Raw genomic sequence first — 25647 nt, forward strand, 5'->3', positions numbered from 1 at the left:
CGGAGGACGGTCGCGAGCGACTTTCTTATTTCAGATCAGGCAGGCGTGCCTCGTTCTTCACATCCGAGAGTGCAACCGACTCGTGCGGAACGACCACCCGCTGCGACTTGAGCAGCGCGCCCATGCTGGAGAGCACGCGGTACATCGAGAACTCCTCGGTGTAGCGCACGTCGGTGTAGCGGCGGTTGGCGGTGAACAGTTCGTTCTCGCTGTCGAGCAGGTCGAGCAGGGTGCGCTGGCCTAGGGTGAACTGCTGCTGATACGCCTCGCGCACCTTGCGGGTGTAGTCGGCGTACTCGCGGGCGGGCTGGGTCTGCTTGCGCGCGTTTTCCATCGCGTCCCAGGCCAGCGAGAGGTTCTCGTTGAGCAGGCGCAGGGCGTTGTTGCGGATGTCCTTGGACTCGTCGATCTGGTGGGTGGTGGCGTTCAGGTGGGCTTTGTCGCGCATCCCGTTGAACAGGTTGTAGCGCATCACCACCTGGGCTTCCCAGTAGTTGTAGTGGCCTTCGTCACCGTCGACGTTGTTGTTGGCGGCCTTGGCCAACTCCAGGTCGAAGCGTGGATAGAAGGGCGCCTTGGCGGCCTCGTACTGGCTCTCCGCGGCATTGACGTCGGCCTGGGCGGATTTGAGCAGCGGGTTTTCGCTGACCATCGTCTGGCGCGCCGACAGCAGGTCCGCGGGCATCTCCGCCTTGACGGTGGAGGGCGACTCTAACTGGTCCGGCATCTTGCCGGTGGCACTGTAGAAGTTGGCCTCGGCGTCCGCCAGGTTCACCTCTTCGGTGTAGAGGTTGTTCTGCGCCAGGGCCAGACGGGCGATGGCCTGGTCGTTGTCGGCGGTACTGCCCACGCCGCGCTCGCTGCGCAGGCGGATCTGGTCGCCGATGCGTTCGTGAGCCTGCAGGTTGTTCTTCGCCAGGGTCACCATTTCGCGGCGCTTGAGCACTTCGAGGTAGACCTCGACGGTGCGCAGGGCTGCGGTCTCGGAGGTGCCGAGGATCCGAAATGCCTTGGAGTTGACGTTGGCTTCGTTGCGCTTGACTTCGTTGGGGGTGCCGAAACCGTCGAACAGCATTTGCCGCAGGCGGATTTCGGCATCGCCGCGGTTCATGGTTTCGTCGTTGTGGTCGCCGATGGCGCGGGTGGATGGGCTGTCGGTGTTTTCTCGGCCGTAGCCGAGCAGCAGATCGACCGTTGGCAGATAGCCGCCCCTGGCAAACTTGAGTTCCTCGTCCGCGGTCAGGCGGCTGTTCACGCTCTGACTGATCTCCGGGTGGTATTGCAGCGTACTTTGTATAGCTTCGGTCAGCGTCATGGCCTGCCCATGAGCGCAAGACACTGCCATAAATACACCGCTCCATAGTGCCGCGTTACGACTGCGCATGGCTTTGCTCCTGGTGTTCTCTTACTTCGATGCTCTTTAGTCGCCAATTTATTGGCTTTTTTCTCTTATCAAGCGTTTCACGCCTGTAACATCACAGCTAAGAACAACTTTTTGGAAAGCTCAGAAGAATTTCTCACATGAGTTATTCGGAAAAAGTCTTATGACACATCTGAAAAGCAGCACATTGTTTATGCCAGCAAGCCCCGGTATTTCCTGGGTATGGGCGGTGACGGCGCTTGCAAACGAAGCCAGGTACGGTTTGTAGCAGTTAGGGCGGGGACTACGGCAGAAGGACAAGAAAAAGCGTCGTCAGAATGACAAAAAATTGTCGCTGGCTTTTTGATGCTGAAGCGCTACCAGTCCTTTTCGCACCCTTCGCAACTTTCTTCGCAACATCCGAATACATGCGTGCCTTGGCCTGTTTCGGATACCTGCGTGCCGGTGGAACCGGTGTTGGCAGTGGAGCGGAGGAAGGACTCATGGCTACGTTGATGGGTGTCGTCAGTAAAGTGGTCGGCGAAGTGTTTGCGGTAGCCGCCGATGGATCGCGTCGTCCTTTGGGCCAGGGAGACAAGGTGTTCGTTGGCGAACAGCTGGTCACTGGCGCCAATGGCTCGGTGGCGCTGCAGGTTGCCGGTGGAGGCGAAATCGTGCTCGGGCGCGACAGCTCTCTGCCGATGACCGCGCAACTGCAGGCTGCCGCCCACCAGTCGGACGGTGGCGACCAGCAATCCGTTGCCCAGCAGCCGGTAGCGCCGAGCCAGCAGGACGTCACGGATGTGAAGGCCCTGCAAGCCGCGATCGCCGCCGGCGTGGACCCGACCCAGGCGGCCGAAGCCACGGCCGCCGGCCCGAGCGCCGGCAGCGCCTCCAGCGGCAAGCCCGGCGGCGGACACTCCTTCGTGCTGCTGACCGAAGTGGGCGGGCATATCGACCCGACCATCGGCTTCCCGACCGGGCCCATCGGCTCCGGGCCCTTGCCCCTGCGTGAGTTCGACGGCACCCCGGATGTACGCCTCGAGGCCGAACCGCCCGTGGTCCCGCCAGATGGCGTGCCGAGCGCCGGCCCCAGTGGCCCTGGTGGCGCCAATGTGTTCGAGGCCGGCCTGCCCGGTGGTATTCCCGATGGTGTGGGGGAGGGGGCGACCCACTCCGGCACCCTGGGCTACAGCTTCGGGCCAGATGGCGTTGGCAGCTTCTCCTGGGGCACCGCAGGGCTGCCCAGCCTGACCTCCGGTGGCGTCGCCATCACCTATAGCGTCAGCCCCGATGGTCATGTGCTTACCGGCAGCGCCAATGGCACGCCGGTCTTCACCGTGACTCTCACCGATATCAACACCGGTGCCTTCGAGGTCACCCTGCTGCAGCCGGTGGATCACCCGGTCAAGGGTTCCGAAGACACCCTGAACTTCGATATCCCCTACACCATCACCGACGGCAACGGCACCCCGGCCAACGGCACGCTGACCGTGGGCATCGTTGACGATGCGCCGCAGGCCAGCCTGTCCGCCGACATTGGCGTGGACGTGCTGCTGCAGACCCATGACGCCAACACCGCTGGCGCTGCCTTCGACACCTCCACCGCTGATTACAGCTCGGCCTTCCAGGTGACGGCCAACTATGGCGGCGACGGTGCCGGCACCACCCAGCTCAGCTACAACCTGAACCTGGTGAGCGGCAACGGCAGCGACTCGGGCCTGACCAGCGGCGGCGCGACCATCTACCTGTACAGCGTGGGCGGCGCCATCGTCGCTTCCACCTCCGCCAGCGCCGCTGGCATCACCGGCGAGAACACCATCTTCAGCCTGTCGGTGAACGGCGATATCGGTGTGGTCACCCTGACCCAGTTCAGCGCCGTGGACCACGGGCTGCCGGGCAGCGACGGCAACTACGCCAGCCAGAATGCCGTGCTCGATTCCGGCCTGGTGCAACTGCAGGGCAACCTGACGGTAACCGACCGTGATGGCGACAGCGTTTCCTCCAGCAGCTCGCTGGACCTCGGCGGTCGTGTCAGCTTCACCGACGACGGTCCGAGCATTGCCGTGGGCAACACCGAAGACCTGCACCTGACGGTGGACGAGTCCGCCCTGGGGACCGACGCCACCAGCAGCGTGGCGGCAGGCGACCTGTTCAATGCGCAGTTCGGCGCGGACGGCGCCGGCTCGATCACCTACAAGGTCGAGACCCAGGACAACACCGACAGCGGCCTGAAAGACACCGCCACCGGCAGCCAGATCTTCCTGTTCAACACCGCCAGCGGCGTGGAAGGCCGCGTGGGCGGCGTGAACGGTGAAGTTGCGTTCCGTGTGACCCTCGGGCAGGACGGCAAGATCACCCTCGACCAGGTCCGTGCCCTGATGCACCCGGACAACACCGACTCCAACGACCCGCTCAGCATCGGTGCCGGCAAGATCAGCCTGACCGCCACCGTGACCGACGCCGATGGCGACCATCAGAGCGCCGGGCTCGACCTGGGCAGCAAGCTGACCTTCCTCGACGACGGCCCGAGCATTTCTGTGGGTAGCACCGAAGGCCTGCACCTGACGGTGGACGAGTCCGACCTCGGTCAGAACGCCACCAGCACCGGTTCGGTGGCCGATCTGTTCAACGCCCAGTTCGGTGCTGACGGTGCCGGCTCGGTCACCTACAAGGTCGAGACCCAGGACAACACCGACAGCGGCCTGAAAGACACCGCCACTGGCAGCCAGATATTCCTGTTCAACACCGCCAGCGGCGTTGAAGGCCGCGTGGGGGGCGTGAATGGCGAAGTCGCCTTCCGCGTGACCCTCGGGCAGGACGGCAAGATCACCCTGGACCAGGTCCGTGCGCTGGTGCACCTCGACAACACCGACTCCAATGATCCGCTGAGCCTGGGTGCCGGCAAGATCAGCCTGACCGCTACCGTGACCGACGCCGATGGCGACCATCAGAGCGCCGGGCTCGACCTGGGCAGCAAGCTGACCTTCCTCGACGACGGCCCGCGCATCGCGCCCATCGAAGGCGGCGACCTGCACCTGAGCGTGGACGAAACCACCCTGGGCCAACCGGCAACCAGCACTGGCTCGGTGGCCGAGCTGTTCAACGGCCAGTTCGGCGCCGATGGCGAAGGGTCGATCACCTACAAGATCGAAGCCGCCAACAACACTGACAGCGGCCTGACCGATATCGCCAGTGGCCAGCGGGTAATCCTCTTCAACACCGCCAATGGAGTGGAAGGGCGCCTGGAAACCAGCGGCGAAACTGCCTTCCGCGTGACCCTCGGGCCGGACGGCAAGGTCACCCTGGAGCAACTGCGCGCGCTGGTGCATTCCGACACCAGTGATCCCAATGATTCGCTGAACCTGGCCGGCAAGATCGCCCTCAGCGCGATCATCACCGACAAGGACGGCGACAGCGCGACCACCTCGATCGACCTGGGCGGCAAGCTGACCTTCCTCGACGATGGTCCGAGCATCACGCCGAACACCGCTCATGACCTCCAACTGAGCGTGGATGAATCCACCCTGAACCTGGATGCCACCAGCACTGCCAGTGTTTCCGACCTGTTCACCGCGCACTTCGGTGCCGATGGTCCGGGGCAGATCACCTACAAGATCGAGACCGAGGACAACACCGATAGCGGCCTGAAGGACACGGCCAGCGGTGACCAGATCTTCCTGTTCAACACCGCCAGCGGTGTAGAAGGCCGGGTCGGTGGCGAGAACGGCGCGGTCGCCTTCCGCGTGACCCTGGGCCAGGACGGCAAGATCACCCTCGACCAGGTGCGCGCCGTCGTGCATCCGACTCCGGGTGACAACAACGAAGGGGTCAGCCTCGATGCGAACACCCTGACCCTGACCGCCACCATCACCGACAAGGACGGCGACAGCTCCTCGGCGAAAATCGACCTGGGCAGCAAGCTGACCTTCCTCGACGACGGTCCGAGCATCGCGCCGTGCGAGGACGTGGACATCAAGCTGACGGTGGATGAGACCCACCTGAACGTCGATGCCACCAGTTCCGCCACGGTGTCCGACCTGTTCACCGCGCACTTCGGCAACGACGGCGCGGGCGCGATCACCTACAAGGTCGAGACCAACGACAACACCGACAGCGGCCTGAAGGACACGGCGACCGGCAGCAAGATATTCCTGTTCAACACCGCCAGCGGTGTGGAGGGTCGCGTGGGTGGGGAAGACGGCACCGTCGCCTTCCGCGTGACCCTGGGGCAGGATGGCAAGATCACCCTCGACCAGGTGCGCGCTGTCGTGCACCCGACTCCTGGCGACAATAACGAAGGCGTCAGCCTCGCCACGGGCAGTGTGACCCTCACCGCGACCATCACCGACAAGGACGGCGACAGCGCCCAGGCCCACATCGACCTGAGCGGCAAGCTGACCTTCCTCGACGATGGCCCGAGCATCGAGCCCTGCAACGATGCGGACATCAAGCTGACCGTGGACGAGACCCACCTCGGCGTGCCCGACACCAGCAGCGCTTCGGTGGCCGACCTGTTCACCACCCACTTCGGTGCCGATGGCGCCGGTTCCATTACCTACAAACTGGCTGGGGCCGACAATAGCGACAGCGGGTTCAAGGACACCGAGACCGGGCAGAAGGTCTATCTGTACAACACTGCCAACGGCATCGAAGGCCGCCTGCAGGGCACCGATACCGTGGCCTTCCGCGTATCCGTGGATGGCGACGGCAAGGTCACCCTGGAACAGCTGCGCGCGATGGTGCATCCGGATACCAGCGATGCCGATGATGCACTAAGCCTGAGCGGCCAGGTCACCCTCACCGCCACCATTACCGACAAGGATGGCGATAGCGCCAGCGCCCATATCGATCTGGGCAGCAGCCTGACCTTCCTCGACGACGGCCCCAGCATCGCCCCGTCGAGCATCTACGACATCAGCCTGGAAGTGGACGAGTCCAACCTCGACAACGACGCACGCGTCGAGTCCAGCCTGGTTTCGCTGCTGTTCGAGTCGCACTTCGGCGCCGACGGCGCTGGTGGCATCACCTACAAGGTCAGCACTGTGGATGGAACTGACAGTGGCCTGAAGACCACTCAGGGCGATGCCATTCTGCTTTACAACGTCAACGGCACCGTGGAAGGCCGCGTACAGGGCAGTGGTGCGGTCGCCTTCGTGGTCAGCGAGGACAACGGCGCGCTCATGCTCGACCAGCGCCTGGCGCTCAAGCACCCTGACACCAGCGACTCCGATGATCCGTTGCGCCTGGACAGCGGCAAGATCACCCTCACCGCCACGATCGTCGATGGCGACGGCGACAAGGCCTCGGCCCAGGTCGACCTGGGTAGCAAGATGGTGTTCTACGACGATGGCCCGCACATCGAACCGTGCACCGACGCGGATATCCGCCTGACGGTGGATGAGACGAAACTGGCGGTCGACGACAAGGCTTCGGCGAACGACGTCGCGGCGCTGTTCACCAGCCACTTCGGCAATGACGGTGCCGGCGCGATCACCTACAAGATCACCACCACCGACGGCACCGACAGCGGCCTGAAGGACACTGCTACCGGTAACAAGATCTTCCTCTTCAACACCGCCAACGGCGTCGAAGGCCGCGTGGACGGCAGCGGTCAGGTGGCGTTCAGCGTGACCGTCAACAACGGCGCAATCACCCTCGATCAGCAACGCGCGCTGGTGCATCCGGTGACCACCGATGCCAATGATCCGCTGGGTATCGGTACCGGCAAGATCGCCCTCACCGCGACCATCACCGATGGCGACGGCGACCACGAGTCGGCCAGCGTGGACCTGGGCAGCAAGCTGACCTTCCTCGACGACGGCCCGCACATCGAGCCGTGCACCGACGCCGATATCCGCCTGGAAGTGGACGAGTCCAACCTCGCCAGCGACGCGCGCGTCGAAGCGCCCCTGGTGGCCAACCTGTTCACCGCGGACTTCGGCGCTGACGGGGCCGGCTCGATCACCTATAAGGTCACCACCGTGGACGGTACCGACAGCGGCCTGCGCGAAACCGCCAGCGGCGCGCGCATCCTGCTGTTCAACGACGGCAATGGCGTGGTCGGCAAGGTCGAAGGCAGCGGCGCCATCGCCTTCGTGGTTCGTCTCGATGGGGGGGCGCTGACCCTCGATCAGCGCATGGCGTTCATCCATCCTGACAGCAGCAACGACGATGAAACGCTGAGCATCGCCAGCGGCAAGATCAGCCTGATCGGCACCATCACCGACAAGGACGGTGACAGCCAGAGCGCCTCCATCGACCTGGGCAGCAAACTGGTATTCCACGACGATGCCCCGAGCATCAGCGCCGATGTCGGCAAAGCGCCGACGCTGACGGTGGATGAAACGGCGCTGGCCACCGACGCCACCGCCAACTTCAGCGGCGCCTTCAGCGCCACCACCGGCGCCGACGGCGGCAGCGTGAGCTACAGCCTGACCGCCACCACCGGAGCCCCCAGCGGACTGCAGACCACCGACGGCACCGACATCGTGCTGGTGCGGGTCAGCGCCACCCAGGTCGAAGGGCGGGTCGGCGACATCAATGGCGCGACCGCCTTCAGCGTGACGCTGAATGCCACCACCGGCGAGCTGAAGCTCGACCAGCAACTGGCGCTCAGGCACGTTGACACCACCACCCCCAACGACTCGGTCAGCCTGCTGGGCGACAAGATATCCCTGGTGGCGACCATCACTGATGGCGACGGCGACCAGAAATCGGCCAGCATTGATCTGGGCGGCAAGCTGGTGTTCAACGACGACGGCCCGGTGCTTGTCGCCAATGGCAGCGTGACCGGCCAAGTGATGGAGGATGCACTGCCCCACGGCAACCCCGACGGCGCCGGCGATACCACTGTGGCCAAGGGCTCGCTCTCCGGCCTGGTGAACTTCGGCGCGGACGGCCCCGGTGCCTTCTCGCTGACCGGCGACTACTCCTCGCTGACCTCGCAGCACCTGACCTCCGGAGGCTTGGCGCTTGCCTATAGCGTGGTCGGCAACCTGCTGACTGCTACGGCCGGTACCCAGACCATCTTCACCCTGTCGCTGGATGCGGCGGGCAACTACGAGTTCAAGCTCTCTGGTCCGCTGGACCATCCGCTGCACAATGGCAGTGACGCGGAGCAGCTTTCGCTCAACCTCGGTGGACTGATCAAGGCCACCGATGGAGACGGCGATCCGGTCAGCCTGGGCAGCGGTTCGCTGGTGATCAACGTGCAGGACGACCTGCCGGTGGTGCACAGCGAGCCGCCGTGCCAGGACGTCTCCGACGTGCAGGGCTTCGTGCTCAACGGCACGCTCGACGTCAGCTTCGGCGGCGACGGGCTCGGTGCATTCGACCTGAGCGGCAACACCGCGCCGGACGGCCTGACCTACGTGGTCACCCAACTGCCCGGTGGCGGCTCGCAGCTGACCGCCTATGACGGTTCCAACGAGGCCTTCTTCGTCCTCAAGGTCGACGCCGATGGTACCTACAGCTTCGAGGTGCTCAATTCGCGGCCGATCTCCACGGTGGAATACGACCTGACCCAGGTCTCCGCCGGCGGCCCGCGGCCTTCGATCACCCTGACGTCCGATGGCCTGTCGGTGGTCTTCACCAGCCCCAACGGCAATGTGAACCCGTCCGACAACGGCATGGGCGTGGGCGGCAACAACCTCATCACCCCCGGTGAGAATCTCAACATCGCCTTCAGCGAGAAGATCTACGACGCCAGCTTCGATGTGCAGAAACTCTCCACCAGCGATGTGCTGAGCTGGAAAGTGCTTGGCGAAGGCGGTGTGGTACTGGCGACCGGCACCTTCTCGCCGCCGGCCGGCTATGGGGAGAACAGCTCGATCTCCTTCAACCTGCTGACCGATGGCCACTTCACCAGTGGCTCGGCCTTCCAGCTCTCCGAGGGCGGCTTCAATACCGTCGTGCTGAGCAGCAACAGCGGTGACTACCGCGTGGTCAGCGTCTCCGCCGGCCAATCGGTCCTGCCCGATGACGTGGACCTGGACTTCCACCTGGGCATCACCGACGGCGATGGCGACAGCACTTCGCTCAACCTCTGCCTGGACCTGAGTACGCCCCAGCCCCTGCTGGTGGTGGGCAGCAACAGCAGCGACAACGATGGCTCCAGCACCCAGCACACCCTGCCCAACCCGCAGGATGTGGACAAATCCGGGACCATCAGCGGCGGTGGCGGCAGCGACGTGCTGATCGGCGATCCGGGTGGTGTGTCGGTCTATACCCAGCCGGGCAAGAACTACAACATCTCGCTGATCGTCGACACCTCCGGCAGCATGGTCGACCCGTCGGGCAGCGGCATGTCACGCATGGCCCTGGCGAAGAACGCGCTGATCAACCTGGTCAACACCATCAAGGGGCATGACGGGGTCATCAACGTCAACCTGGTGTCCTTCGCCGACAGCGCCAAGAGCGTCAGCTTCAATGGCCTGACCACGGCCAACGTGACGCTGCTGATCGCCGCGATCAACTCCCTCAGCGCCAACGGTGCGACCAACTACGACGATGCCATGCAGAAGGCCTCGGCCTGGTTCAACACCCAGGTCAGCGTCAATCACGCCGACGCCGCCCACGGCTACGTCAACCTCGCGTTCTTCCTCACCGACGGTAACCCCACGGTGTGGAACGGCTACAACGGCAGTGGCGACACCACCAACTTCAATGACATCAGCGTCGCGCTGAGCTCTGGCCACGACATGCTCCACGGCGCTGGCGCGCTCACCGGCGCCAATGCGGTGGACGTCAACGCCATCGGTATCGGCAACGGTATCAACAGCAACTACCTGAAGTTCTTCGACAACACCGATACCACCGGCAGCGGCACGATCAACGTGGATGGCCAGAACATCACCAACTCGGTGGGCCAGCCGCAGGTCATCAACACCGCCGAACAGCTGCAGGCGGCGTTGCAGGAAGGCTTCAGCACCAGCACGCCGGTCACCGTGGGCAACGACCATCTAGTTGGTGGGGCCGGCAACGACATCCTGTTCGGCGATGTGATCAACACCGACCAGTTGTCCTGGGCCGGACATGCCGCAGGAACCCACAACGGCCAGGGCTTCCAGGCACTGGTGGACTACCTGACAGCCACCAATGGCAGCGCGCCGACAGTGGCGCAGTTGAGCAACTACATCGTCCAGCACGCGGATCAGTTCAACGTCGCCGGTGACACCCGCGGCGGCAATGACATCCTCGAAGGCGGCGCCGGCAACGACCTGATGTTCGGCCAGGGCGGCAACGACAAGCTGATCGGAGGGCCGGGCGACGACATCCTGTATGGCGGTACCGGCGCGGACGAGTTCATCTGGAAATCCGGCGATACCGGCCACGACGTGATCAAGGACTTCAGCATCGCCGAGGGCGACACGCTGAACCTGGCCGACCTGCTGCAGGGCGCGCTGCCCACCGCCGACTCGCTCTCGCAGTACCTGAGCTTCTCGGTCACATCCGGCACCACCAGCATCGGCGTCAGCCCAACCAGTGGCGGTTCCGCCACCCAGACCATCGACCTGGCCAACGTCGATCTCTCCGCCAAGTACGCGGGCCATGTCGGCAACGGCGTGCTCTCGGCGGGGGACACCCACCAGGTGCTCAACGGCCTGCTGGGCGACCATGTGATCAAGACCGACACCGTCTGATCGCCGTTGTCCCACCCTCGAAACCGCCGCCTCCGGGCGGCGGTTTCGTTCGTGCCCCGCCCAACGAGGCTGGGGGCAGGGCTATACGGCTGGTGAATGATCGTCGCCCTGCGTCCTCACTGCCGCCTATGCTCGGGGCACACTTTCCTCTCCATCGAACAACAAGCAATGAGGTTTCCCATGCGTGAAGTGGTGATCGTCGACAGCGTCCGTACCGGCCTGGCCAAGTCCTTCCGTGGCAAATTCAACATGACCCGTCCGGACGACATGGTCGCCCATTGCATCGACGCGCTGCTGGCGCGCAACAACCTCGATCCGCTGCTGGTGGACGACTGCGTGGTCGGCGCCGGCTCCAACGAAGGCGCCCAGGGCCACAACATCGGTCGCAACGCCGCGGTGCTGTCGAAGCTGGGCATCCAGGTCGCCGGCATGACCCTCAACCGTTACTGCTCCTCCGGCCTACAGGCCATCGCCATCGCCGCCAACCAGATCGCCTCCGGTTGCAGCGACATCCTGGTGGCCGGCGGCGTCGAGTCGATCACCATGACGGCGGGCAAGCAGAACCGCGACAACTTCGTGAACCCGCGCCTGGAGGCCGAGTTCCCCGGCATCTACTACCCGATGGGCCAGACCGCCGAGATCGTCGCCCGCCGCTACAACGTCACCCGCGAGCAGCAGGACCTGTACTCGCTGCAGAGCCAGCAGCGCACCGCCCGCGCCCAGGCCGAGGGCCTGTTCAACGATGAAATCGTGCCGATGAGCGTGAAGTACCTGGTGGAAGACAAGGCCACCGGCGAGAAGAAGGTGCTCGACGGCGTGGTCGACCGCGATGACTGCAACCGCCCGGATACCACCCTCGAAGGTCTGAAGGCCCTCAAGCCGGTGTTCGCCGAGGACGGCTCGGTCACCGCCGGCAACGCCTCGCAACTCTCCGACGGCGCCTCCATGACCCTGGTGATGAGCCTGGAAAAGGCCCTGGAACTGGGCCTGAAACCCAAGGCCTTCTTCCGTGGCTTCACCGTCGCCGGTTGCGAACCGGACGAGATGGGTATCGGCCCGGTGTTCTCGGTGCCCAAGCTGCTCAAGGCCAAGGGCCTCTCGGTCGCCGACATCGACCTCTGGGAGCTCAACGAAGCCTTCGCCTCCCAGTGCCTCTACGCCCGCGACCGCCTGGGCATCGACAACGAGAAGTACAACGTCAATGGCGGCTCCATTTCCATCGGCCACCCCTTCGGCATGACCGGCTCGCGCCAGGTCGGCCACCTGGTGCGCGAACTGCAGCGCCGCAACCTGCGCTACGGCATCGTCACCATGTGCGTGGGCGGTGGCATGGGCGCCACGGGACTGTTCGAAGCGGTGCGCTGAGCCCCCTCCGATACCGCGTTCCACCGGCTCGCTCCACGCAAGCGGGCCGTCGCGACGAAAAAGCCCCCGGCACGAGTGCCGGGGGCTTTTTCATTCCGGGTGTGGGACTCTGCGCTGCCGGCCATCCGCTGGCCGGGCGCCTGGCATCGTCGGACAACCCTTTGCGCCGGGCAGGCGCGCGCAGGCTCGCTAACGGCGCTTCCCCAAGACAAAGATCCCGGGAGTCTCCGTTGCGTGCGACCGTTCAGCGCGCCAGGCGGGCGTACAGGCCAGACGCCAGCTTCATGCGGGCGATGTACTTCGCCACCTCGCGTTCGGCATCGAAGCGGGTGAAGTACGGTCCCTCCAGCGTCCCTTCCCGGGTGGAGAAGAAATACTGGCCATTGACCGAACTGATCCGGTCGCTGCGGTAGTGGGTTGCCGATTGGATATCGCCGGACCGTTGGCCAACCATGAAGTGACCTCCCGTACATAAGGATCAATTACCTAGGAGTGTATGCGGCGGGCCCAGGCGCCACCGGGCTTTCGACGAACGGCAGGGTTTCGCTCCAGGGGGGCAACAGGCCGGCGGGGGAGGATTCGAACGGCGTTGACTATGCTGAAGTGCCGGCGGCGAATACCGCCCGGACAGGGTCGTAAGAATGATTTTTGGTTATAAGAAAATCAAAATATATTCTTTTTAATGAAAAAAGACCTTGTGCATAGTTGACCTCAACACGAACAAGGAGAGACCCATGAGCTTGCGACTTGGCGATATCGCCCCCGACTTCGAACAGGAATCCAGTGAAGGCCGCATCCGTTTCCATGAATGGCTGGGCGGCAGCTGGGGCGTGCTGTTCTCCCACCCTGCCGACTTCACCCCGGTGTGCACCACCGAGCTTGGCCTGACCGCCAAGCTGAAAGACCAGTTCGCCGAACGTGGCGTCAAGGTGATCGCCCTCTCGGTCGACCCGGTGGACTCCCACGTGAAGTGGATCGATGACATCAACGAAACCCAGAACACCGTGGTCAATTTCCCGATCATCGCCGACGCGGATCGCAAAGTGTCGGAGCTGTACGACCTGATCCACCCGAACGCCAACGACACCCTGACCGTGCGCTCGCTGTTCGTCATCGACCCGAACAAGAAGGTGCGCCTGACCATCACCTACCCGGCGAGCACCGGGCGCAACTTCAACGAGATCCTGCGGGTGATCGACTCGCTGCAGTTGACCGACAACCACAAGGTGGCCACGCCGGGGAACTGGCAGGACGGCGACGAGGTGGTGATCGTGCCCTCGCTCAAGGACGAGGATGAGATCAAGCAGCGCTTCCCCAAAGGCTACCGCGCCGTCAGGCCCTACCTGCGCCTGACCCCGCAACCCAACAAGTGATGCGTCGACGCGTCGCCGACCCCTCCATGCGTTGAACCTCGAGCTGGGCAATAGGGCCGGTCCGCCGGCCCACTTTTTTATCGTTCTCGCGCGGGCCACGCCGCGCTTTTTTCTTCCGCTCGTACTTCATCTGCCCTGGCTGGCCCGCCAAACGGGGAGAAGATGTCAGTCCGCACGCCAAGGGGAACGGCTCTGGGCCATTCCACCCGGCAGCGTTGCATTGACCGAACTGCATCAGCCCCTCATCCCGCCCTCTCCCGTTGCGGAAGAGGGGCCCTTGTAGGAGCGAGCTTGCTCGCGAACCGCCTGATGCCGGGGCTGCCAGCCAGCATTCGTGAGCAGGTTCGCTCCTACATATAAAACCAAATGGTCTAACTAAATGAATAAATAACATTTATTGGAATATGTGGCGGGCTGTTAAGGTATATGCATATTAGTTGGCGTATCTGTGATTATATCGACAAGATAGTTATAAGGAATTGTGCAAATGTATGTGGTCACCCTTGCCGGCAGCCCCAGCCAGCGTTCCCGTTCCGCTGTCCTGCTGGACATCGCGCGGCACTGGCTGCATGAGCGTGGCACGGAAGTACGTTCCTACGCGGTGCGCGACTTCCCGGCCGAGGACCTGCTGCATGCGCGCTTCGACAGCCCGCGCGTGGTCGAGCTGATCGAGCAGGTGTCCCGCGCCGATGGCCTGGTGATCGCAACGCCGGTGTACAAGGCGTCCATCGCCGGCGCGCTGAAGGTCCTGCTGGACCTGCTGCCGGAGCGGGCGCTGGCGCACAAGGTGGTGCTGCCCCTGGCCACCGGCGGCAGCACCGCCCACATGCTGGCGGTGGATTACGCGCTCAAGCCGGTTCTGGCCGCGCTCAAGGCCCAGGAGACCCTGCACGGCGTGTTTGCCGAGGACAACCAGGTGCAGTACCCGGACGGCAGCGCCCCGGCGCGTCTCGCCCCGGCCTTGCTGCATCGCCTGCTGGACTCCCTGGAACAGTTCCACGGCGCCCTGGCGCGCCGCCCGAAGCCCATCGATCCGAATCTGCTCAACGAACGGCTGATCAACGCCCGCTGGAGCATCTGACCGACAACACCAACGCAGGCGAACGCCAAGCCCCAACCCGGCAGGCGCCCACCGCGTCAAAAAACCCAAGGCCCTCACCGTCCCGATAACGGGAGCGCAGGTCCGGCAAGCACACTCGACGAAGGAGCACCCCCCATGCGGACCCTCACGTTGCGTAGTGGACTGGCGGCCCTGCTGATCGCAGCCCTGTCCTACAACGCCCAGGCAGATGAACCTCTGCGTATCGGCTACCAGAAATACGGCACCCTGGTGCTGCTCAAGGCCCGCGGCACGCTGGAAAAGCGCCTGGCCGAGCAGGGCGTCAAGGTGCAATGGACCGAGTTCCCCGGCGGCCCGCAGCTGCTGGAGGGCCTGAACGTCGGCAGCATCGACTTCGGCGTCACCGGCGAAACCCCGCCGGTGTTCGCCCAGGCCGCTGGCGCCGATCTGGTCTACGTCGCCCACGAACCGCCGGCGCCGACCAGCGAAGCGATCCTGCTGCCCAAGGATTCGCCGATCCAGTCCGTCGCCGAACTCAAGGGCAAGAAGGTCGCCCTGAACAAGGGCTCCAACGTGCACTACCTGCTGGTGCGCGCCCTGGAGAAGGCCGGCCTGAAATACACCGATATCCAGCCCGTCTACCTGCCGCCGGCCGACGCCCGCGCCGCCTTCGAGCGCGGCAGCGTGGATGCCTGGGTGATCTGGGATCCGTACCAGGCCGCCGCCGAGCAGCAGCTCTCCGCGCGCACTCTGGTCGATGGCTCCGGCCTGGTGGACAACCACCAGTTCTACCTCGCCACCCGTCCCTACGCGAACCAGCACCCGCAGGTGCTCACCACCCTGATCGATGAAGTGCGCTCGGTGGGCGAGTGGTCGCAGCAGAACCCGCAGCAGGTGACCGACCAGGTCGCGCCGCTGCTCGGCCTGCCGGCGGACATCACCCTGACCGCGGTGAAACGCCAGGGCTACGGCGCCCAGCCGATCACCCCGCAAGTCACCGCCGCGCAACAGAAAATCGCCGACACCTTTACCCAACTGAAGCTGATCCCCAAGGCGCTGAGCATCAAGGATGTGGTGTGGACGGCTCCGGCAAAGGTCGCCACCGCCCAGTGATCCCCCTGTAGGAGCGAGCTCGCTCGCGAACCCGCCCGGCTCCAGAGCCACCGGGGAATCCGTTCGCGAGCAGGCTCGCTCCTACGAAGAGCAACACACACACCAATCCCATCATCGCGCGGCCACGCCGCGCCGGTGCGCTTATCTGGAGTTATTGCGATGAGTCTCAACATCTTCTGGTTCCTTCCCACCCACGGCGACGGCCACTACCTGGGCACCGCCGAAGGCGCCCGTGCCGTGGACCACGGCTACCTGCAGCAGGTCGCCCAGGCCGCCGACCGCCTCGGCTTCGGCGGCGTGCTGATCCCCACCGGCCGCTCCTGCGAGGACTCCTGGCTGGTCGCCGCCTCGCTGATCCCGGTGACCCAGCGCCTGAAGTTCCTGGTCGCCCTGCGCCCGGGCATCATTTCCCCGACCGTGGCCGCCCGCCAGGCCGCGACCCTCGACCGGCTCTCCGGCGGGCGCGCGCTGTTCAACCTGGTGACCGGGGGCGATCCGGACGAGCTGGCCGGTGACGGCCTGCACCTGAGCCACGCTGAGCGCTACGAAGCCTCGGTCGAGTTCACCCGTATCTGGCGCCGCGTGCTGGAAGGCGAGACCGTCGACTACGACGGCAAGCACCTGCAGGTGAAGGGCGCCAAGCTGCTCTATCCGCCGATCCAGCAGCCGCGTCCGCCGCTGTATTTCGGTGGCTCTTCCGATGCCGCCCAGGACCTCGCCGCCGAGCAGGTCGAGCTGTACCTGACCTGGGGCGAGCCGCCGGCCGCTGTCGCCGAGAAGATCGCCCAGGTCCGCGAGAAGGCCGCCAGGCAGGGCCGCAGCGTGCGCTTCGGTATCCGCCTGCATGTGATCGTCCGCGAGACCAACGAGGAAGCCTGGCAGGCCGCCGACTGCCTGATCTCCCATCTGGACGACGACACCATCGCCCGCGCCCAGGCTTCGCTGGCGCGCTTCGACTCCGTCGGCCAGCAACGCATGGCCGCGCTGCACGGCGGCAACAGGGACAACCTGGAAGTCAGCCCCAACCTCTGGGCCGGTGTCGGCCTGGTGCGTGGCGGCGCCGGCACCGCGCTGGTGGGCGATGGCCCGACCGTGGCGGCCCGTGTGAAGGAATACGCGGAGCTGGGTATCGATACCTTCGTCTTCTCCGGCTACCCGCACCTGGAAGAATCCTACCGGGTCGCCGAACTGCTCTTCCCACACCTGGACCTCGCCCGTCCACAGCAACCGCAGGCGCGCGGCTACGTCAGCCCGTTCGGCGAAATGGTGGCCAACGACATCCTGCCCAAGGCGGCGGCGAGCTGACATGTAGGAGCGGGGTTCGCGAGCAAGCTCGCTCCTACGGGGGGCGGCCTTGCCTTGTAGGAGCGAGCTTGCTCGCGAACAGACCTCGCAGCGGAACGAAGACAGTTGCTCCTGCGAAGGAATCGAGCAATGGTAAACAAACATGTGAATACATTCGCCCAGCGCCTCGCGCCCTGGGCTCTGCCGGTGGGCCTCGTGCTCATCTGGCAGCTGGCGGTGGAGTTCGGCTGGCTGTCCAGCCGCATCCTGCCCGCGCCCAGCGCGGTGGCCGCAGCCGGCTACCACCTGGTGGTCAGCGGCGAGCTCTGGCAACACCTGGCGATCAGCACCTGGCGTGCCGCCGTCGGTTTCGTCATCGGCGGTGTCATCGGTCTCGCCCTGGGTCTGATCACCGGCCTGTCGAAGTGGGGCGAGCGCTTCCTCGACAGCTCGGTGCAGATGATCCGCAACGTGCCGCACCTGGCGCTGATCCCGCTGGTGATCCTGTGGTTCGGCATCGACGAGTCGGCGAAGATCTTCCTGGTCGCCCTCGGCACCCTGTTCCCCATCTACCTGAACACCTACCACGGCATCCGCAACATCGACCCGGGCCTGCTGGAAATGGCGCGCAGCTACGGCCTGTCCGGTTTCGCGCTGTTCCGCCAGGTGATCCTGCCCGGCGCGCTGCCGTCGATCCTGGTCGGCGTGCGCTTCGCCCTGGGCTTCATGTGGCTGACCCTGATCGTCGCCGAGACTATCTCTGCCAACGCCGGCATCGGCTACCTGGCGATGAATGCCCGGGAGTTCCTGCAAACCGACGTGGTGGTACTGGCGATCCTGCTCTACGCCGTGCTCGGCAAGCTCGCCGACCTTGCCGCCCGTGGCCTGGAACGCATCTGGCTGCGCTGGCACCCGGCCTACCAGGCCAAGGCAGGTGCCGCATGAATGCCCTGAATCCCTTGCCGCAACAGCTCAAGCCGGGCATCCCCCTGGCGGTGGAGGGCGTGGCCAAGCGCTTCGGCGAGCGCGAGGTGCTCAAAGGCATCGACCTGCGCATTCCCGCCGGCCAGTTCGTCGCCATCGTCGGCCGCAGCGGCTGCGGCAAGAGCACCCTGCTGCGCCTGCTGGCCGGGCTCGACGACGCCAGCGAAGGCCGGTTGCTGGCTGGCTCGGCGCCGCTGGAAAGCGCCCGCGAGGGCACGCGCCTGATGTTCCAGGACTCGCGCCTGCTGCCGTGGAAGCGGGTGATCGACAACGTTGGCCTGGGCCTCGACGGCGACTGGCGCGGCCAGGCGCTGGAAGCGCTGGAGGCAGTCGGCCTGGCCGACCGCGCCAACGAGTGGCCGGCGGGTTTGTCCGGTGGACAGAAACAGCGCGTGGCCCTGGCTCGCGCCCTGATCCACCGGCCGCGCCTGCTGCTGCTCGACGAACCGCTCGGTGCGCTGGATGCCCTGACCCGTATCGAGATGCAGCAGTTGATCGAACGCCTCTGGCAGCAACATGGATTCACCGTGCTGCTGGTGACCCACGACGTCAGCGAGGCGGTGGCCATCGCCGACCGGGTGATCCTCATCGAGGACGGCGAGATCGGCCTGGATCTCGACGTCGACCTGCACCGGCCCCGCGCCCGTGGCTCGGCGCGCCTGGCCGCACTGGAAGCCGAAGTACTCGAGCGCGTGCTGTCGCTGCCGGCCCAGCCGCCCGAGCCGGAACCCGTATCCCCACTGCCCACGCAATTGCGCTGGGCGCTTTGATCCATCAGTGAAAACCTCATTCTCCCAAGGAGCTACGCCATGACCATCAAAGCCATCAACGTCCGCAACCAGTTCAAAGGCACCATCAAGGAAATCGTCGAAGGCGATGTGCTGTCGGAAATCGACGTGCAGACCGCCGCCGGCATCGTCACCTCGGTGATCACCACCCGTTCCGTACGCGAACTGGAACTCACCATCGGCAGCGAGGTGATCGCCTTCGTGAAATCCACCGAGGTGTCCATCGCCAAGCTGTGATGCGGGCAAGAGAGGAGGGCGGGCACTCCGGCGACGGGCTGCCCGTTCTTGCTTTGCGTAGGAGCGAGCTTGCTCGCGAACCGCCCGGCACCGAATGGCCTGGAACTCTGTTCGCGAGCAAGCTCGCTCCTACAATGGGGGCGGCTACTCCACACTCGGCGTGTGTAGGAGCGGACTCCGTCCGCGATCGATTTCCGGCAGCTCCGAGCTGGCTGGTGGCACATCGCGGACGGAGTCCGCTCCTACCAATACCCCACCTTCATACGACTAGAGCAATTACTCTACTTCCCCTAGACTCCGCTCAAACCAACAAGAGAATGGAGTCCCGCATGTCCCTGAGTCCCTCCGCCTTCGCCCTGCTCGGCCTGGTCGCCTGGAGCGTGCTGCTGATCCTGCTGCTGGTCAACCAGCGCGGGCTGCTGGTGATGTCCGGCCGCATGAAGGTCAACGCCTTCGCTGCCGATGGCAGCAATACCCCCGGCGCCTTCGGCCAGCGCCTGGTGCGGGCCCACGCCAACTGCGTGGAGAATGTGCCGCTGTTCGCCGCAGTGCTGCTCTACGCGATGGCCACCGGCCAGACCCTGCTGACCGATCCCCTGGCCCCGATCCTGCTGGCCGCGCGCATCGCGCAGTCGGCGGTGCACCTGATCAGCACCTCGGCGCTGGCGGTGTGGATTCGTTTCGCCGCCTTCTTCGTCCAGTTGCTGATCCTGATCTGGTGGCTGCTGCGCCTGGCCAGCCTGGTCTAGGGGCGACTCGCACCTGCCGCCGGACGACCGGAACAGTTGCGTGGCGCAACTGTTCCTATGGCGTGATACCGCCATGACTTAGCATGGCGAACCGCACATCCGTCGAGGCTCCCATGCATGTTTCATCCGGCCGCTGGCAATTCGGCCTGTTTCTTGCCCTGATCACCGCCGTGCTCTGGGGCATCCTGCCGATCAAGCTCAAGGAAGTCCTGAAGGTCATGGACCCGGTCACCGTGACCTGGTTTCGCCTGGTGGTCTCCGGTGGCGTGCTGCTCGTCTACCTGACGCTGACCCGCCAGTTGCCGGCATTTCGCCCCATCGGCCGGCGCGGTGCGGGTCTGGTGCTGGCGGCCATTCTCGGACTGACCGGCAACTACGTGTTCTACCTGATCGGCCTGCGCATGCTCACGCCGGGGACCACGCAACTGGTGATCCAGATCGCACCGATCCTCCTGCTGCTGGGCAGTCTGCTGGTGTTCAAGGAGAGTTTCAGCGTCGGCCAGGGCCTCGGGCTGGCGGTGCTGCTGACCGGCTTCGGGCTGTTCTTCAACCAGCGCCTGGCGGAACTGTTCGGCTCGCTGGGCGACTACACCACCGGCGTGCTGATCGTGGTGTTCGCCGCGTTCGTCTGGACCGCCTACGGCCTGGCGCAGAAGCAGTTGCTGACGCAGTGGACGTCGGTGCAGGTGATGATGGTGATCTACCTCGGCTGCGCCGCGCTGCTCACGCCCTGGGCGTATCCGCTGGAGGCGTTGCAACTGAGCCCGTTGCAGGGCTGGCTGCTGCTGGCCTGTTGCCTGAACACCCTGGTCGCCTATGGCGCCTTTGCCGAGGCGCTGGCGCACTGGGAGGCCTCCCGCGTCAGCGCCACGCTGGCCATCACGCCGCTGGTGACCTTTGCCTCGGTGGCACTGGCCGCTTCGTGGTGGCCCGACTACGTGCACCCGGAAAACCTCAACGGCCTGGCCTACGTCGGCGCGTTGCTGGTGGTGGGCGGCTCGGCGTTGACCGCCCTGGCGCCTTCGCTGCTGCGCAGTTACCGGGCCCGCCGCCAGCGCCTGGCGGATGTCTGAAGCCACTGTGAAAGGGCCGCCGTCGGGGCGGCCTTTTACTGTCTGGCGAATCAGCTTCATTTTTGCAAATGATATGTATTATCATTTGTGTGATTGGAGATTTGCCGATGCGCCGACGCATCGATCCAGGGGGCGATGTGGTGGTGTGCAGGGTAAGCGGGTGGCTATGGCGGGGAGCGTGCGTCGATGGATGAGCGTTTCTCGCGCTCGGTGTCGCAGGTCTATCGTTCGTTCCACGGCGAACTCCTGCGCTTCCTGCGCCGTCAACTGAACGGCTCGGCCGATGCTGCCGACCTGGCCCAGGATGCCTTCGCCCAATGGCTGAAGTCATCTTCGCGGCATGACGTCGAACAGCCGCGCGCGTTTCTCTTCCAGGTCGCGCGCAATCTCCTGCGCGATCACTGGCGTCGCCAGCACAAGGCCGCGGAGGTCGGCGAACCGGAGCTGGGCGGCGAGGCAGACCTGCGTCCGGCTGCCGAAGGAGGCGAACCGGTGGTTCAGCTCGAGCGGCAGCGCTACCTGCGCCGGCTTTCCGAAGCGCTGGACTCATTGCCGCCGCGTCGCCGCGAGGCGTTCGTCCTGCACAAGTTCGAGGGCCTCTCGCAGCCCGAGGTGGCCCGACGAATGGGGATTTCCCTGAGCATGGTGGAGAAGCATGTCGCCAGTGCCTTGCTGCATTGCAAGCGGCACGTACAAGGGGAGGGCGAGGCATGACGCCGCGACAGGAACGCCAGCGGGTGATCGACGAGCTGGCCGCCAAGTGGTTCAGCCACATGCGTTCGGATGCCTGTGACGCCCGCGAGCGCCAGGCCTTCGTCGACTGGCTGGCGGAAGACCCTGCACATGAATCGGCGTACCGCGAAATCGAGCAGCTGTGGAGTGATCTCGACCAGGTGTACCGGCCCACCATCGCTCCGCGACGCCGTTCCAGTCTGCCCTGGCGCGGATTCGCCGCCGCCAGCGTGTTCTGCGCGGCATTGCTGCTGGCCAACGATTTCAGCGGCGGGCGGCTGGCCGATCCGCAGCAGGTGCAATCCACCGCGCCGGGCGAGCAGCGCGAGGTGACGCTGGTCGATGGCACGCGGGTGTTCCTGGCGGCGGATTCGGCGCTGCGGCTGGACTTCTCCGATGGCTTCCGAGATGTGCAGCTGCTGCGTGGAGAAGCCTATTTCGAAGTGGTTCACGATGCCGACCGACCCTTCCGCGTGACCGTCGGTGACAGCCGGGTGCGCGTACTCGGTACCGGCTTCGACGTACGTCGCGAGAGCGGCGTGCTGACCGTCGCCGTGCGCCACGGCAAGGTGGCGTTGCAGGCGCAGCGCGATGCGCCGGGCGAGCAGATGCTGACTGCGGGCGACCGCGCCCGGTTGCCGAGCGGGGTAGGGGTGGCACGGGTGGACCGTGTGCCTATCGCCTCCATCGCAGCATGGCGCGACGGCATGCTCGCCTTCCGTAACCAGCCGCTCGGTACGCTGGTGGACGAACTGTCGCAATACCGTGCCGCTCCCATTCGCCTGGGTGACGAGCGCCTCGCGCAGAAACCCGTCTCCGGCAACGTGCGCCTGGCCCGCCCGGACGACTTCCTCTCCGCCCTGCCGGTACTGCTGGATGTGCGCGTGCAACGCAAGGCCGACGGCAGCGCGGTCATCCTGCCGCGCTGACTTTCCCGTTCCTGCGGGTGCTGGCCCATTGCGTAGGGGCAGACTCCCGGCAGCTCTGAGCTGGCCGGTTGCGCATCGCGGACGGAGTCCACTCCTACAAAGAGCTCGAACGGCACAGCTGTGAATCTTTTTTGAGAAATATTTTTATTTGCAGGTGAGGATTTTTCTCGAATGAGGGTCTTCCCCGTCGTTCGCTGCGAAACACGCAGTGCTTTTCGTCCCTGGGGAGGGTCTTCATGCAGTCTCGTTTCAACTTCCCGTTCGCCCGCCCGCTGGGCTGCGCCGTTCTGCTCGGCAGCCTGATGGTGGCCGAGTACGGCCGCGCCGCCGACTGGCAGATCGACCTGCCGGCGCAATCGCTGAGCGCTTCCATCGGCAGCCTGTCGCATCAGGCCGGCGTGCAGGTGCTGTACGACGCCGCTCAGTTGGAGGGGCAGCAGGCTCCGGCACTGAGCGGGCTCTACAGCGTGCGCGCGGCACTCGAACGGCTGCTCTCGGGCTCCTCGCTGGAACTGGTGGAGGTCGGCGACGGCTTCGTGGTACGTCGCCGCGGCAAGGTGGACAGCTTCAACGACAACGCCATCGAACTGGACTCGCAGACCATCGTCGGTACCGGGCAGTCGGTGGATGCCGCCAGCGTCGGCCGCTCGACCCTGACCCGCAAGGACATCGAGCGTATCCAGGCCGACAACATTCCCAGCCTGCTCGATACGCTACCCGGCGTGAGCATGGGCGGCTCGCCCAAGCCGGGCGGGCAGACCGTCAACATCTGGGGGTTCGGCGACGCCGAAGACGTGCCGTTCACCCTCGACGGCGCGCCCAAGAGCGGCTTCGAGCGCTACCAGCAAGGCACCGTGTTCATCGAGCCGGAACTGATCAAGCGCATCGAGGTGGAGAAGGGCCCGCATTCGGTGTTCAACGGCAACGGTGGTTTCGGCGGCACCGTGCACATGGAGACCAAGGATGCGCCGGACCTGCTGCGGGATGACCAGAACGTCGGCGCTATGCTCAAGTACGGCTACCACTCCAACGACCAGCAGAAGATCTACAGCGGCGCGCTCTACGGCCGCAGCGACGACCACAAGGTCGACGCACTGGTCTACCTCAACGCCCGCGACGGCCGCGACATCAAGCTCGCCGGGCATATCCCCGATCCGAACGGCCAGTACCCGGTCAACCCCAAGCGCCTGCCCAATAGCGCCCAGGACCTCGACGCCGGGCTGTTCAAGCTCAACCTGCACCCCGATGAGAACCACGACCTCGGCCTGTCCTACAGCCGCTCCGAGACCAGCCGCTGGACGCCGTTCTCCTCGGCCAGCTACCCGACGCCGCCGAGCCAGACCAACATCGACAAGTACGGCTACGAAGGCGCGCTCAAGCGCTTCCTCGCCCAGCGCGACACCACCGACACGACCTGGTCCGCCAAGTACAACTTCCACCCCGTCGACAACCCGCTGGTCGACCTGATGGTGAGCTACTCGGAATCCGACGTGGATCAGACCGACGAGCGTGAGAAGGACGCCTTCGTACAGATCGCCACCGGCGGCCAGAGGACCCGCACCGAATACCAGGACAAGGTCTTCGAGCTGCGCAACACCAGCCTGTTCGATACCGGTCCGCTGCAGCATGCCGTCACCGTCGGCACCCAGTTGCACCGGCACGACCGCGACAGCCTGATGTACATCCCCGGCAAGACCTACGACAAGCCGAAATACAACTACGGCACCTTCCAGCCGGCCTTCATGCCCAGTGGCCGCCAGGATACCCGGAGCGCCTACGTGCAGGACGCGCTGACCTGGGGCCGGCTGACCGTGACCCCGTCGCTGCGCTTCGACCGAGTACGCAACAACGGCGACCACAACCTCGCGCCGATCTACGACAACCAGGTGCTTGGCCATGACTACCGGGCGCAGACCTACACCGGCTGGTCGCCGCGCCTGTCGCTGTTCTGGACCGCCACCGAGCGCCTGGCCCTGTTCGCCGACTACACACGCACCTGGCGCGCACCGGTGCTGGACGAGCAGTACGAAGTGCAGGGCCTGGGCAGCATCACCGGCACCAGTCGCGACCTCGATCCGGAGCGCATCCACGCACTGCGCTTCGGCAGCGTGGTCAACCTGCCGGACCTGTTCATCAACGGCGACAACCTGCAGGTTCGCACCACGCTGTTCCAGAACAAGGTCAAGGACGAAATCTTCCGCACCCGCAGCGTGGCCTGCGCGGAACAGTCGGCCAGCAACGGCACGGTCTCCGGTAGTTGCCGCCAGTACATGCCGCTGGGCAACTACCGCAACCTGCCGGGCGTCACCTACCAGGGCTTCGAGATCGAGAGCTTCTACGACAGCCCCTGGCTGTTCGGCGGGCTGTCCTACTCCTGGGTGAGCGGCAAGCACGATGGCGCCTACAGCAACCCGTGGGGCCCGAACGTGTGGGCGCGCGACGTGCCGCCGGCCAAGTGGGTCGCGACCCTGGGCAGCAAGATCCCGGCGTGGGACGCCCAGATCGGCTGGCAGGGCGAGTTCGTGCGCAAGACCGACCGCCTGCCCAGCGACAAGTATTCCGGCGGCATGGGCACCCTGCTCGGCGACCGCTACTGGGACCAGCAGGCCAACGACAGCTACGATACCCAGCGCCTGTTCGCCAGTTGGAAGCCGCGCCGTCTCGGGCTGGAAGACACCGAGCTGAACTTCACCGTCGACAACCTGTTCAACCGCAGCTACCAGCCAGCGCTGTCCGGCGACAGTGTCTACAGCCAGGGCCGCAACGCCAAGCTCAGCATCACCCAGTACTTCTGAACGATGAGCGCAAACGGGCGCCCCGGCGCGCCCGTTTGCGCAAGGCCGTCAGCGCGCCGATCACCCTGCTCACCGGCGGGGCGACCCGCAACAGCCACAGCTGCTTCATGAACAGCGGGTCGGCGAAGATCGCCTCGCCCAGGTTGCGCGCCGGGTTCAGC

At 65.2% G+C, this 25647-nt stretch carries 16 protein-coding genes; 14 read left to right on the forward strand and 2 right to left on the reverse strand.

Annotated elements, in window-relative coordinates; all coding sequences use genetic code 11:
- Nucleotides 1-25 precede the first annotated feature (25 nt).
- Nucleotides 26-1315 carry a TolC family outer membrane protein gene (locus H681_RS08190; RefSeq protein ID WP_442961253.1) on the reverse strand — a complete coding sequence of 430 codons (1290 nt, stop codon included), beginning with the start codon at nt 1313-1315 and terminating at the stop codon, nt 26-28.
- Nucleotides 1316-1863: 548 nt separating this feature from the next.
- Between H681_RS08190 and H681_RS08195 the strand changes: the two genes are divergently transcribed.
- Both H681_RS08195 and H681_RS08200 read left to right on the forward strand, forming a co-directional pair.
- Entirely contained in the window at nt 1864-11004 is a 9141-nt protein-coding gene (locus H681_RS08195; protein ID WP_162140827.1) for a retention module-containing protein, read from the forward strand.
- 180 nt (nt 11005-11184) lie between these two features.
- Nucleotides 11185-12369, forward strand: coding sequence for a thiolase family protein (locus H681_RS08200; RefSeq protein ID WP_015476386.1), 1185 nt, complete (start codon nt 11185-11187; stop codon nt 12367-12369).
- A gap of 244 nt (nt 12370-12613) precedes the next feature.
- On the opposite strand, the gene H681_RS08205 is transcribed toward H681_RS08200, so the two are convergent.
- Nucleotides 12614-12823, reverse strand: a complete 210-nt coding sequence (locus tag H681_RS08205; RefSeq protein ID WP_015476387.1) for a DUF6316 family protein — start codon at nt 12821-12823, stop codon at nt 12614-12616.
- Between the two features lie 280 nt (nt 12824-13103).
- Here H681_RS08205 and H681_RS08210 point away from each other — a divergent pair, with 280 nt between their 5' ends.
- The 12 genes from H681_RS08210 to H681_RS08265 all read left to right on the forward strand — a co-directional run bounded on the left by H681_RS08210 (nt 13104) and on the right by H681_RS08265 (nt 25486).
- Complete coding sequence (locus H681_RS08210) at nt 13104-13742, forward strand: peroxiredoxin (RefSeq protein WP_015476388.1); 639 nt, start codon at nt 13104-13106, stop codon at nt 13740-13742.
- A gap of 487 nt (nt 13743-14229) precedes the next feature.
- On the forward strand, nt 14230-14823 hold the full coding sequence (ssuE, locus tag H681_RS08215) for an NADPH-dependent FMN reductase (RefSeq protein WP_015476389.1): 594 nt from the start codon (nt 14230-14232) through the stop codon (nt 14821-14823).
- A 135-nt stretch (nt 14824-14958) separates the two neighbouring features.
- The gene (locus tag H681_RS08220) at nt 14959-15915 is read left to right on the forward strand and encodes a sulfonate ABC transporter substrate-binding protein (protein WP_015476390.1); all 957 of its coding nucleotides are present in this window, start codon (nt 14959-14961) and stop codon (nt 15913-15915) included.
- 159 nt (nt 15916-16074) lie between these two features.
- The gene (gene ssuD / locus H681_RS08225) at nt 16075-17220 is read left to right on the forward strand and encodes an FMNH2-dependent alkanesulfonate monooxygenase (RefSeq protein ID WP_015476391.1); all 1146 of its coding nucleotides are present in this window, start codon (nt 16075-16077) and stop codon (nt 17218-17220) included.
- 129 nt (nt 17221-17349) lie between these two features.
- Nucleotides 17350-18144, forward strand: coding sequence for an aliphatic sulfonate ABC transporter permease SsuC (gene ssuC / locus H681_RS08230; RefSeq protein ID WP_015476392.1), 795 nt, complete (start codon nt 17350-17352; stop codon nt 18142-18144).
- The gene (gene ssuB / locus H681_RS08235) at nt 18141-18953 is read left to right on the forward strand and encodes an aliphatic sulfonates ABC transporter ATP-binding protein (protein WP_015476393.1); all 813 of its coding nucleotides are present in this window, start codon (nt 18141-18143) and stop codon (nt 18951-18953) included. The genes ssuC and ssuB overlap by 4 nt, the downstream gene beginning before the upstream one ends.
- Before the next feature lie 39 nt (nt 18954-18992).
- Nucleotides 18993-19208 (forward strand): TOBE domain-containing protein, encoded by a 216-nt coding sequence (locus tag H681_RS08240; RefSeq protein WP_015476394.1) that lies wholly within the window; start codon nt 18993-18995, stop codon nt 19206-19208.
- Between the two features lie 329 nt (nt 19209-19537).
- On the forward strand, nt 19538-19957 hold the full coding sequence (locus H681_RS08245; protein WP_015476395.1) for an MAPEG family protein: 420 nt from the start codon (nt 19538-19540) through the stop codon (nt 19955-19957).
- Nucleotides 19958-20070: 113 nt separating this feature from the next.
- Nucleotides 20071-21030 (forward strand): DMT family transporter, encoded by a 960-nt coding sequence (locus H681_RS08250; RefSeq protein WP_015476396.1) that lies wholly within the window; start codon nt 20071-20073, stop codon nt 21028-21030.
- 186 nt (nt 21031-21216) lie between these two features.
- The gene (locus H681_RS08255; RefSeq protein ID WP_015476397.1) at nt 21217-21744 is read left to right on the forward strand and encodes an RNA polymerase sigma factor; all 528 of its coding nucleotides are present in this window, start codon (nt 21217-21219) and stop codon (nt 21742-21744) included.
- Entirely contained in the window at nt 21741-22691 is a 951-nt protein-coding gene (locus H681_RS08260) for a FecR family protein (protein ID WP_015476398.1), read from the forward strand. Before H681_RS08255 ends, H681_RS08260 begins: the two co-directional genes overlap by 4 nt.
- Before the next feature lie 236 nt (nt 22692-22927).
- Nucleotides 22928-25486, forward strand: a complete 2559-nt coding sequence (locus H681_RS08265) for a TonB-dependent receptor (protein WP_015476399.1) — start codon at nt 22928-22930, stop codon at nt 25484-25486.
- Nucleotides 25487-25647 lie beyond the last annotated feature (161 nt).

Source organism: Pseudomonas sp. ATCC 13867 (genome assembly GCF_000349845.1).
In the GTDB taxonomy this organism is placed as follows: Bacteria; Pseudomonadota; Gammaproteobacteria; order Pseudomonadales; family Pseudomonadaceae; genus Pseudomonas.